The organism is Phormidesmis sp. 146-20 (assembly GCF_052939475.1).
Genome location: NZ_JBJPHT010000050.1, coordinates 44,549 through 54,669 on the forward strand (window position 1 = coordinate 44,549; position 10,121 = coordinate 54,669).

Annotated in this window: 12 protein-coding genes; 2 read left to right on the forward strand and 10 right to left on the reverse strand. The window is 45.4% G+C overall.

From position 1 onward, the window contains the following. Positions 1-220: 220 nt before the first annotated feature. The gene (locus tag ACKFKH_RS27140) at positions 221-1,078 is read right to left on the reverse strand and encodes a DUF72 domain-containing protein (RefSeq protein ID WP_446861471.1); all 858 of its coding nucleotides are present in this window, start codon (positions 1,076-1,078) and stop codon (positions 221-223) included. Between the two features lie 114 nt (positions 1,079-1,192). On the opposite strand from ACKFKH_RS27140, the gene ACKFKH_RS27145 reads away from it, so the two are divergent. Then, a complete protein-coding gene (locus ACKFKH_RS27145) occupies positions 1,193-2,077 on the forward strand; it encodes a M48 family metalloprotease (protein ID WP_446861472.1) in 885 nt (294 codons plus the stop codon). A gap of 263 nt (positions 2,078-2,340) precedes the next feature. Here the strand turns inward: ACKFKH_RS27145 and ACKFKH_RS27150 are convergent, their stop codons facing one another. From ACKFKH_RS27150 to ACKFKH_RS27190, 9 genes are all read right to left on the reverse strand, one after another. Then, positions 2,341-3,540: an acyltransferase family protein gene (locus ACKFKH_RS27150; RefSeq protein ID WP_446861473.1), complete on the reverse strand. Its 1,200-nt coding sequence runs from the start codon at positions 3,538-3,540 to the stop codon at positions 2,341-2,343. Then, on the reverse strand, positions 3,518-4,177 hold the full coding sequence (locus tag ACKFKH_RS27155) for a class I SAM-dependent methyltransferase (protein ID WP_446861474.1): 660 nt from the start codon (positions 4,175-4,177) through the stop codon (positions 3,518-3,520). Before ACKFKH_RS27155 ends, ACKFKH_RS27150 begins: the two co-directional genes overlap by 23 nt. A gap of 354 nt (positions 4,178-4,531) precedes the next feature. Next, positions 4,532-4,957, reverse strand: a complete 426-nt coding sequence (locus ACKFKH_RS27160) for a hypothetical protein (protein WP_446861475.1) — start codon at positions 4,955-4,957, stop codon at positions 4,532-4,534. Further along, positions 4,944-5,156 (reverse strand): hypothetical protein, encoded by a 213-nt coding sequence (locus ACKFKH_RS27165; RefSeq protein WP_446861476.1) that lies wholly within the window; start codon positions 5,154-5,156, stop codon positions 4,944-4,946. Before ACKFKH_RS27165 ends, ACKFKH_RS27160 begins: the two co-directional genes overlap by 14 nt. A gap of 78 nt (positions 5,157-5,234) precedes the next feature. Then, positions 5,235-5,669, reverse strand: coding sequence for a hypothetical protein (locus ACKFKH_RS27170; protein WP_446861477.1), 435 nt, complete (start codon positions 5,667-5,669; stop codon positions 5,235-5,237). 202 nt (positions 5,670-5,871) lie between these two features. After that, positions 5,872-6,132, reverse strand: coding sequence for a DUF2281 domain-containing protein (locus tag ACKFKH_RS27175; protein ID WP_446861478.1), 261 nt, complete (start codon positions 6,130-6,132; stop codon positions 5,872-5,874). Between the two features lie 318 nt (positions 6,133-6,450). After that, on the reverse strand, positions 6,451-8,595 hold the full coding sequence (locus tag ACKFKH_RS27180) for a caspase, EACC1-associated type (RefSeq protein WP_446861479.1): 2,145 nt from the start codon (positions 8,593-8,595) through the stop codon (positions 6,451-6,453). Between the two features lie 10 nt (positions 8,596-8,605). After that, on the reverse strand, positions 8,606-8,983 hold the full coding sequence (locus ACKFKH_RS27185) for a hypothetical protein (RefSeq protein ID WP_446861480.1): 378 nt from the start codon (positions 8,981-8,983) through the stop codon (positions 8,606-8,608). A gap of 265 nt (positions 8,984-9,248) precedes the next feature. Next, entirely contained in the window at positions 9,249-9,479 is a 231-nt protein-coding gene (locus tag ACKFKH_RS27190; protein WP_446861481.1) for a hypothetical protein, read from the reverse strand. Between the two features lie 462 nt (positions 9,480-9,941). On the opposite strand from ACKFKH_RS27190, the gene ACKFKH_RS27195 reads away from it, so the two are divergent. After that, the coding region (locus tag ACKFKH_RS27195) for a hypothetical protein (protein ID WP_446861484.1) at positions 9,942-10,121 on the forward strand (180 nt) is incomplete at its 3' end.

The following is a 10,121-nucleotide window of genomic DNA, read 5'->3' on the forward strand; positions in this document are numbered from 1 at the left end:
GTTTATTTTTCCTAACTTCTCATCACACGTTGAATCGCTAACCTTTATGCAGATGTTTTTGAATATTCTGTATCGCCTTCTACGAAAGATCTTGTTCTTTGTACAACGAGCAAAAATTCAAGATATAGCCCTCCTAAAAAACAGAATGCAACCATAAAAAAATCCCCACCTCTCAAAGAAGTCGGGATCTCTATGGAACTAAACAGCCTACACCCTAGACTCAGGAGCCTGAGAATAAATCAAGCTGTTGCGAAGGTTGAGGAATTTGATTCCAGGGGAGAGGAAGAATTGGGACATTCTGAAGTTCGAGTAACTGTTGAAAGTGGCGGGCAGTTTGAGGCGATCGCTCTTCTACTGGGCAATGGACAAAGAAATAGACTTGTGTTTCAGGAAGCCACTGCTCAATCCACTTAACCCATTCGTCAAGGTATGTCTGGTTTAAGGCTGCGTTAGGGTGACTAATAAATCGAATCAGACAAATTGGAGCCGTGACGATCGGCTGTAATGGTACGTTTGGTTTCTTGCGTTCGGACTCGATTTGGGGGTCGTCGGGCGCATTATAAATAGGGCGCGTATCCAAAAGAACTCGACCAATTTTAAGGTCTTTGAGCAGGGCATTTAATCGACTCTGATGTGGCTCTCTAAACCAGTCAGGGTGACGCACTTCGAGCGCTAAAGCAGCTTGACCCGACCAGCTTTGCAGAAATTTTGTCAAGTCATCTAGATGAGCCGGACTATAACTTGGTGGTAGTTGAGCAAACAATGGCCCAAGTCGATCGCCTAAGCCCTGCATGTGATTCAAGAATTTGAGAGAATCCGCGATCGCTGGCTCTAGTCGCCCCTTGTGAGTAAAAATCTTGGGCAACTTCAAGCAAAACTCAAATCCGGGAGGCGTTTCTTGTGCCCAGCGACTCACTGTTTCGGCATCAGGAATTGAATAAAACGTTGTATTCCCTTCCACTGTGGTAAACCGCCGACTATAGAGATTGAGAAAATCAGTCGATCGACTCCCACGAGGAAACAAGTCGCCCACCCATCCCTTGTACGCCCAGATCGCACAGCCTACTTTGAAACTCATTTTCAAACTCCCCCACCGAAAGAGTCGGCTTTCTCTCATTGGATAGAGTCTAAAGCTTACCGAAATCTGAGAACTTAAGACCAACTACCGTCTAAAACACTTTGGGGAAATCTCATGCTTGGGGTCAACGAACTGAAAACGGCTGCTCTCTTAGGATTACTCAGTGGCGTTCTTGTCCTGGGTGGCTATTACTTGGTTGGCAATGAACAAGGACTGATCTTGGGGCTAATTTTTGCGGCAATGACTAGTTTTGGCTCCTGGTTCTACTCTGACAAAGCAGCCCTTGCAGCTTACGCAGCTCAACCGATCGAGCGATCGCAGTCCCCCGAATTGTTTGACATGATTTCTAAGCTATGCGATCGGGCTGAGATTCCGATGCCAAGAGTGTTTCTTGTTCCAACTCAATCGCCCAACGCTTTTGCGACTGGACGCGACCCCAATCATGCGGCGGTTGCGGTGACTCAGGGCATTTTAGACTTGCTTTCGCCCGATGAGTTAGAAGGCGTTTTGGCGCATGAGTTGACCCATGTTAAAAATCGAGACACCCTGACGCAGGCGGTTGCAGGCACGATCGCCGGAGCTATCACCTTTTTGGGGCGAATGCTGACCTTTGGGGCGCTTTATGGGCCGGTTTATCGCGACGATCGCCGGGGGGCAAACCCGATCGGGCTGCTCTTTTTGATTGTTCTCGCGCCGCTTTCTGCTACGTTGATTCAACTTGCGATCTCTCGCACTCGTGAATATGCGGCTGACCAGGGATCTGCTCAAATTACCCACAATCCTCTGGCGCTGGCGAGTGCCTTAGAAAAGCTAGAACAAGTTGGTCACCAAATCCCGATGAATGGCAATCCTGCGATGTCGCCGTTGTTGATTGTTAATCCGCTCTCGACTCAAGGATTACAGTCTCTATTTCGCACCCACCCATCAACCGAGGAGCGGATTCGCCGTCTTATGGAGCTTGCCCAACAGTCACAAGAGTCAGGAGTCGCGATCGCTTAATCTGATCGACTCTAACAGAAAGTTCTCCAGACTTGAGAGCTAAGGGCGTTAGTGATTGGTGATTAGCCATCGATTTACAACTAACTACTAATCACTAACTACTAATCACTAACTACTAATCACTAGCGATCGAATTCTCACAACTCAGACAGGATTGCTACAGCAACTTTTGCATCATCACCAAGATCTTGATACCGTCCGCTGCAACACGGTTGTTAGACCGTACCGATCACGCGAAAAGCACAAATTTTGCATAATGTTTCTCATGCTGGCTTTAAACCAAAGGAAACGCGCAGCAAGTTGATCCGCCTCACAAACAATTCATAGAGCAGAGCGATCGCAATAAAAGCGATTGAACTCAATGCCATGAACTTCATCAGCACTCCCACTTTCCAATCTGCTATGCAAAACCCAATCACAAGAATGATGGGTTGATGCAGGATATAGAAGGGCAAAGACGCTTCACTCATGTATCGTAATGCTGGATGATTGAAGTTTAAAAATCTTCTGCCGAGACTCAACAATGTAACCATCCAGCACCAGCAATTGAAGGATTTTAAAGTTGTTATCAGCGTATAACCGAGTGAAGCATATACCGTCCCATTACCAGTCAGTAGATGGCGAGTAGGTTCTAGCAAAAGTGGAGTTGTTAATCCTGCGATCGCTAATGCCGAAAGCAAGTGTCGATAGACAGCCTGTTCAATTCGCCGATCTTGAACGATAAGGTAGCCGTATAGCAAAAATGTGAAATAGGTGAAAAAATTCCATCCACCTGCCGCCCGAACGCCGAATGTTGCCGGATTGAGTCCGCTTTCTAGAACTATGATAGGCAACCCGAATAAAAAGATAGCCATTGGTTTTGCTAAAACAATTGCCGACTTTTCAAGCAGTCTTCGCCCCTTGCCTTGCCTAATTACTATAAATAGGGGAAGTAGTAACAGCGAAAATAGAAATAATGTTAACAGATACCATAAATGAATTCCCATCCAGGCAAAGTTTCCGCCAAATAAATACCATCCCTGGAAATAGTAAGGGATAAACTCCCAAAAGGAACCTGAAAACTGCCCTCTACTCCAGGGCGCAACACCATGATATGGATTACTCAAACGCTCCAGATAAACTTGTGGGGGAGATAAGACGAAAATACCGAATAATAAAGGAACCAACAAACGCATACAGCGTTCTCGAAGAAATTGCCCTGCGGTACGAGACTGAAGTGCAAAGTAGAGACTCGTTCCAGATAATAGGAAAAATAATGGCATGATCCATTGCAGCAAAATTTCCGCGAGGGTGGTGGCGATCGCATCAAGCTGGTTATTTTTAACATGCCAAGCATCGAGATCAAAAAATCGCAAACAGTGGAAAATAAAGACTGCAAATGTTGCTGCAACTCTGAGCCAGTCAAAATCATAACGTCTTGTAGATTCCCGCGCTTCAGGATCAAACAGAGGTTCTTGGTTCATTTTGAGTTGCTGTTGTTGAAGGTCTGCTTGTAGCAATCATCAGTCCCCAAATCCAGCCAAAACGCATCTTTTCAGAACATTCAACCACAAACCCCGAAGTAGCCAATAAGTCATGAAACTCCTTTTGAGAGTAGCATTGCCGATGAGCCGGATCAACCAGTTTGAGCAAACCATCACAAACTTTGCAGACTAAAAAATCTCTGCACCAATCCAGAATGACTACTCTTCCACCTGGCTTAACTACCCGCTTCATTTCTTTAAGGGCAGCTACAGGATCATCGAAATAGTGAAAGGCATTTGCAGAAACCACAATGTCAAAACTGTTGTCTGCAAAGGGTAGGTTGGACGCATTTGCAACCTGAAATGAGACATTGGGGAAGGCGCGATTTTTTTGTTTAGCGATCGCTAGCATTTGTTCTGAAATATCAACTCCAACAATTTTCTGGGTTGAATTTTCAGCCAATACCATCCGTTCAAATTCACCTGTGCCACAAGCAATATCCAGCACCCTTTCTGTAGAGGAGAGATGCGTCCAGGCTTTGAGGAATTCTAGCGTGTTGGTTACGTAGTGCTTCCATCGTTGATCATAAACAGTTGCCAATCGGTTATATTGTTGGCGTACCTTAGCTTCTGTCATAGTTAGTAGGGAAATCTAGTTCTGTCAAGAGTTCAACTACAGAATAACGTTAATTGTTCAACTGATAACTCCCAACTGCGTCTCACCGATAATTTAAGCGGTCTAACGACCAAGTTGAGCGGCGACAAGAAGACTGGAACGAAGCGAAAAATCTTCAAATCGCCGCTCCAAGGACTGGTTATACCAAATCCACTAGTTACTGATACAGATCCTCGCCCCCTAAATCCCCCATTTTGGGGGACTTTGAAACGGCTTCCCTGATAGGTTCTTTTCAAATCTAAGAGATAGAAATCGGTTAATTAACTGATTTTTTATGAGTATCATTTGTTGGTTGATTTGGTATTAGCTGGCTGGCTACGGCGATTTTGGTTTGACTTCAAACTCCATTTTGGAACGGTAGAAGCAAACATCGAATTCTAGAAAAAAGTTTGTCTGACCCAGAATTAACGGCGTGTTTGGGCGTTTTACCCATGCAAAAAGTAATTCAGTTGGTGGAAATTCTCCGATTTGGGCGATCGCTGCACAAGGCATTGCTGGCTGATTGCTAAGATTGCCCGCTAATTGAATGATGGCTCTGCGATCGTCCCAAATTTCACCCAATTGAAGACCGAGTTCATAGGGCAAAACATTAACCGTTGCTCCGCTATCCACTAGCCCAACCGTTTCAACACTTTGCTCTTCCCGACGCAACGATAGCGGGAGTCTTGGCAGGCTGTCAAACTCATTTTGATCTGGGCTAGTGGTTGAATACTGGAACCGCATAGATTCACCGACTAACATCTGACTGCTTGAAGGCTTCCATCAAAACCGCGCCCGCTCCAAAACAATCATACGGAGTGGGTAGGTCATAAGTTTTGAAGGGTTCCAGTGGAGCAATGTCTTCAGCCGTCTCCAAATCTTCAGCCAGAATCCGGATCAACTTGAGCTTTTCGGTTGCAGAAAGCTGTCTTGCCGCAGGAAGCACCTCAGCCAATGTCATACTCCCCATCTCCCCTCTTAAGAGTTTGCTTCTTTAGCTTACCCCATCCCAACTTGGGTGGACGGAATGGGATTTTCGTCACTCCTGGAGATTTGAAGATTGAATCAGCAACCCAAATAGCGGCTGAATCAGGAACGATAAGAACATCCACGTCATGCCAGAATAGAGCAGTCGGCTAAAAGTCTTGCCGATAAAGGGTAAAAGAGCAGGGAAGAACCCAACAACAATTGGGATAACTACCGTACAAAGATAAACAGGTGCAGTCAGCGCAGAATAACCATACCCTCTGTATTCTTCATTGGCGTAGAGAACTTTTGTAGATGACCCCAGAGAAGTGTAAAAGTCTTCACTAATCACTCGATCGTTCACTGACTGCACAATGACAAATTCAGGAGGCAGTTGAAAAATATCAAAGGCATGTCTAGGGAAGTTTTCAGCAAAATGTCGCGAGATGTACTCGCTGGACGAGATAACCTGAAGATTGCTAGTGCGGTTAGCGCCAATCTTTGCCACCTACTTCAAAATAAAACCGACAACAATGCCGATCGCGAGTTCTACGATCATACATTTGGAGATCAGAACCAGATCAAAGTCTCTAAAAATGCCTAAGTTGTGACCAGAGGTTTTGCCAAACCTGTAACGGTCGTTCGATAAGCGTTGTGCTGAAGTTGAGTGTGATCGACCAGGCAAAACAAAACCCCAGCGTTGCAGAGAATCACAGGCTGAGTCCTTGTTGCTGATATTTGCTCAGCAAATGTTGCTGATATTCGCTGGTTGGCGCTGTTGGTGTGATTTCTAAGCTATCAGCAGCCTCAAACCATCGTGTCCAAGCTTCAGAGAGATCGCCTTCAAGCGGGTGGTTGACTATTTGAGCTTGATGATTGCGGGCGATGAAGTCGATAAAGTCGATAATTTCTTGCACGAGCGATTCTGGAAGTTGCTGTATCTTTACGATCGCTGTTTCTCGAATTGTCACAATCATTACCTCCGCCAAAATCTCTGGTTCGATCAACGTAAAATTTTTACTCCTTCAGTTTAGCGGATGACGATCGCGCTGACTACTGTAATTCTTATCGAGCCTCTAGTGATTCCAGCGCGATCGCATGGCTCCGGCATCAAGAGAGTAAAGGTGATACCGAAAGCAAGTCGGCGTAATTGCCTTCAAACAAGCTACGCGGCGTTAAATATCCATCCTGAGTAAAGCTGACCATAACAGTATGAGATAAAGCATTTTTCCTCGCCCCCAGAATCTTTCTGGGAAGAACTGCCTGAGACTTTCGCTTCACTACCTAAATTAACGTAATCTCTCAGGCCACGTTTGAAAATGAACCCCATTAGAGTCATCATGAAAGTCAGACACTAGCTTGACAATGCAAATGTTAGAGTTGTCCACCTGAATTCCCCAATCCATACCATAGTTATCATTACCAAGAAGAGTATTAGCTCCAGGTTGAATATCCCAACTGCCATATGGCGTACTGGGATTGTTAGGGTGATATAGCGTAACTTTCACAGGTCTATCTGTTCCGTTATTAAATGCTATTTTACCGATATGTCCATCCCACTGAGGAGTACCCGGGCGGTATAGTGTAGGGTCATATGTAGATGAACAAGTTTCAGGAGCCTGCTGCTTAGGATCTTGTTGCTGTTGTTGCTTAGGGTCTTGCTGCTGCTTAGGATCTTGTTGCTGTTGCTGTTGCTGCTTAGGATCTTGTTGCTGTTGCTGTTGCTGTTGCTGTTGCTGTTGCTGTTGCTGTTGCTGCTTAGGATCTTGTTGCTGTTGTTGTTGCTGCTTAGGATCTTGCTGCTGTTGTTGCTGTTGTTTGAATTTTGACGAGATGGAGGAAATAACCGGAGAGGAAGATGAGGATGCCACTGGAGGCGGACTACCAGTAAGCAGTTCTTTTTCAACAATAGGTTGAGGCTGTGGGCGAGGTGAGTTGAAGTAGAAAAGTCCTCCAGAAATGACTATCGCCGAAAGACAGGCTCCAGCTAGTAGTAGATTTTTTGAGGAAGAACGAACAGGCTCATGTTGCAGAGGAGTTGGTTGTTGCTGATTCTGCTGATATTCCTGTTCCCTTTGCTGTTCGACTCGCAGACTTTCTACCTCCTGCTGCTTTTGTTCTTCTACATCCTGTTGTTTTTTCTGCTCTAACTGTCGTTGCTGATACTCAGCTGTTCTACGCTCAATAATTGGTTGCTTTATTTGCTCAACATCCTCATCTGTCAACCCTAATTCAGATTGAAATTTGTTCAATCTCTCACAAACGGGTTGACTCAATGGAAACTCAACTTGAATTGCTCTGGTGAGTTCTTGTTCATACCGTTGTAGCTTCTGTCGATATACTTCTGATTTTCTAACAACTTGCGATGTTACTTCTTGCTCAAGCTGTACAACATCCTTCTTTCGCAGTCCCAGAACATCCTGTAAATCCTTCAAATCATTGAGAGTTTCTTGCGTGAGAGGATGTTGACGTTCAACTTCTGCAACAAACGCCGATCGGTAGTCTTCTAAATTTTTCAGTCGTTCACGAAACGGTTGCAAAACCTGATCTTCAATCTCTTTTGCTTCTTCAAGCGTTAGCTCCAATCGCACTCGCAGCGTATTGAGCACAGTACGTCCGACTGGAGAAATTTCACCCCGTATCGAATAGCGTTCTGCTTCTTTACGGTACTTTAGCTTCGGATCAGTAATTTGCGCTTTAGCAAAGACCACACCAAAGCCTTCATCCTTCAGCACAATAATTTTTGGATTCATCTTCGGTGCAATCTCTTGCACCTTCTTAGCTGCATACTCATGCAATTCCTGAACAGAAACCTTGCCATCGCTATCTCGGTCAGCTGCCCCAGTTTCAATCCCTTCTACTAAAAAGCGAGTGTAGATAGAGAGATCTGAGCCTTGCTGCTCAAATGAATACTGAGTAGAACTGGAAGATGTCAAGACAACACGCCCTTCTGCACCTAGCTGTCCCTGAACATCAAGGGAACCATCGTCTTTGGCGTTAAGGGCAGGATCAAAGGCTCCACTAAAGCAACAGTCCAAAATCATGACTTGCCGCCTCGATCTGCTGTTGCCCATGATTTCATGCACAAAGCGGGCAGGCACCGCTGTCGATTTGACCAGTTCTCCTTTCGGTGTTTTACGAGTTACACGAGTTGAGAAGTACAGTTTGCCACTATCGTCCTTGATGCCGTGCCCAGAGAAGAATAAGAGGACTAGATCGTCTTTTTCACGATCACGATACAGCGCCTCGATCGCTTCCTGCATCTGCATGGGATCAGGGTCGAGCAGCGGGATTACCTCAGAAAATTCCCCCATCTGCGTGTTTAGCAGAATCCGCTGCATCGCTGCCACGTCTTTAGGCGCACTGACTAACGGCTTCAAATCATCCGAATGCTCATAATTCCCAACCCCAATCAGCAATGCGACCTTCACCATGTCTATTTTCCTATGCTGCTACAAATTTTTGTGCTGCCTCGATCGCTGCCATTAACTCTGCCTGACTGCTAGCTTTCACCTTCAGCTTTTTGCCGTTAGCTTCCACTTCCAGTTCGATCGGTTTGTTGCCCAAGCGATCGCTCAGAAAGCCCATTACCTTTTGGGCATTCCCTTTATTGACCTGAGCCGTCAGCAGACCCACCAAAATTGCACCTACTGCCTTGTTTCCTTCCGGTGGATTCGGATCAAGCACCCGATCAACGGTTTCAATTTCGTCTAAGTCTTTCATCTGAGCCAGCAGGTTTTGGGCTTGCTCTTCTAGTTCTTCGCTGTCCAGAGCCGGATCATTGAAGGCGATAGTAAATTTAATACTGGAGTTTTCAGGCATACGGCTTCGGTTAGATTTTTATTCTATTTACTCAATTATCTTGGTTATATCCGGCAAAAACCTCACGCCCTAGTAAAGGGACGGAGTAGTGGTGAAAATCTTTACACAAAACTCACATAAGCTTTGACGCTGTACCCTCAACAAGCAGTTTCAGAAAGTATCAAGGATATGAGCAAGCTGAACCCCCATGCACCGACAGTGCTGATTCATTCTTGTCAGGAGATATCTAGAAGTCTTAATCTCTCGTTTGTAAGATTCAAAAAATTCAAGAGCACAAAACGAGAGAATCAAGTGTCCAGATTTCTGTTTCTGACAATGAAATCACCCTGCCATGCACCGGGGGAGGCATATAACGACCAAATTGAGCGGCGCACGACATGACCCAAACGCTAGACGAACCGCCCCACTCGACCGCTCCAATGACTTGTTGGGGAGCTTCTTCGCGCTGAACCAGAAATCTTTCGCGCAATACGACGAAGAATGCTGGCGATAACATGATCGACAAACCAATCGACAACGAAGCAAACAAAACCAGGAACTCTCGAACCAACGAGGTGAACGAGAGAAACGAGGCATTTTGCGCTCCTTGCGAGAGGCTGCCCAACTTATGTTTAGACTGATCTCGTCTAGATAACCTCCTCGACGCGGGCGATTAGGCTGAAAACTCTCTGTCTAACTCTCCAAACTTGAGATTAGGACAGACAAGGCTCTGCATAACACCCCGAAATTGGAGAGTTAGGCAGAATTACGCTTGCATCAACATAATATCTTTGGACTAGGAAATAATTCGATAACTTCAAGAAATCTTTGTAGTTGATTACGGTGATGTTTAGTGCATTAATACTACTCAACTTCTCTGTAACTCCTTTATGGAACCGCGCCCCTAAAAAACTGCTTGACCAAGTTCGTGATGCCATTCGTCTGAAACACTATAGACATTGAAGCTTTTCTTAGTCATCTGGCAGTCTCAGAGCAAGTTTCTGCCTCTACTCAAAACCAGGCGCTCTGTGTCTTGACTAAAACGGAAGGTACAAGGAACGAGTCGATCCCCAAATGCCTGATTAACGTTTCTCCAAAAAATTGGGTATTCCAAAAAATCAAAAATCTGTGTAAGATGTCCGCAGGTGGAGATCACGCC

Excerpts from the sequence above, each read along its gene's own strand:
- ACKFKH_RS27180 (WP_446861479.1), bottom strand. The coding sequence starts at position 8,595 with ATGGTGAAGGTCGCATTGCTGATTGGGGTTGGGAATTATGAGCATTCG.
- ACKFKH_RS27150 (WP_446861473.1), bottom strand. The coding sequence starts at position 3,540 with ATGAACCAAGAACCTCTGTTTGATCCTGAAGCGCGGGAATCTACAAGA.
- ACKFKH_RS27160 (WP_446861475.1), bottom strand. The coding sequence starts at position 4,957 with ATGTTAGTCGGTGAATCTATGCGGTTCCAGTATTCAACCACTAGCCCA.
- ACKFKH_RS27140 (WP_446861471.1), bottom strand. The coding sequence starts at position 1,078 with ATGAGTTTCAAAGTAGGCTGTGCGATCTGGGCGTACAAGGGATGGGTG.
- ACKFKH_RS27185 (WP_446861480.1), bottom strand. The coding sequence starts at position 8,983 with ATGCCTGAAAACTCCAGTATTAAATTTACTATCGCCTTCAATGATCCG.
- ACKFKH_RS27190 (WP_446861481.1), bottom strand. The coding sequence starts at position 9,479 with ATGTTATCGCCAGCATTCTTCGTCGTATTGCGCGAAAGATTTCTGGTT.
- ACKFKH_RS27145 (WP_446861472.1), top strand. The coding sequence starts at position 1,193 with ATGCTTGGGGTCAACGAACTGAAAACGGCTGCTCTCTTAGGATTACTC.
- ACKFKH_RS27165 (WP_446861476.1), bottom strand. The coding sequence starts at position 5,156 with ATGACATTGGCTGAGGTGCTTCCTGCGGCAAGACAGCTTTCTGCAACC.
- ACKFKH_RS27155 (WP_446861474.1), bottom strand. The coding sequence starts at position 4,177 with ATGACAGAAGCTAAGGTACGCCAACAATATAACCGATTGGCAACTGTT.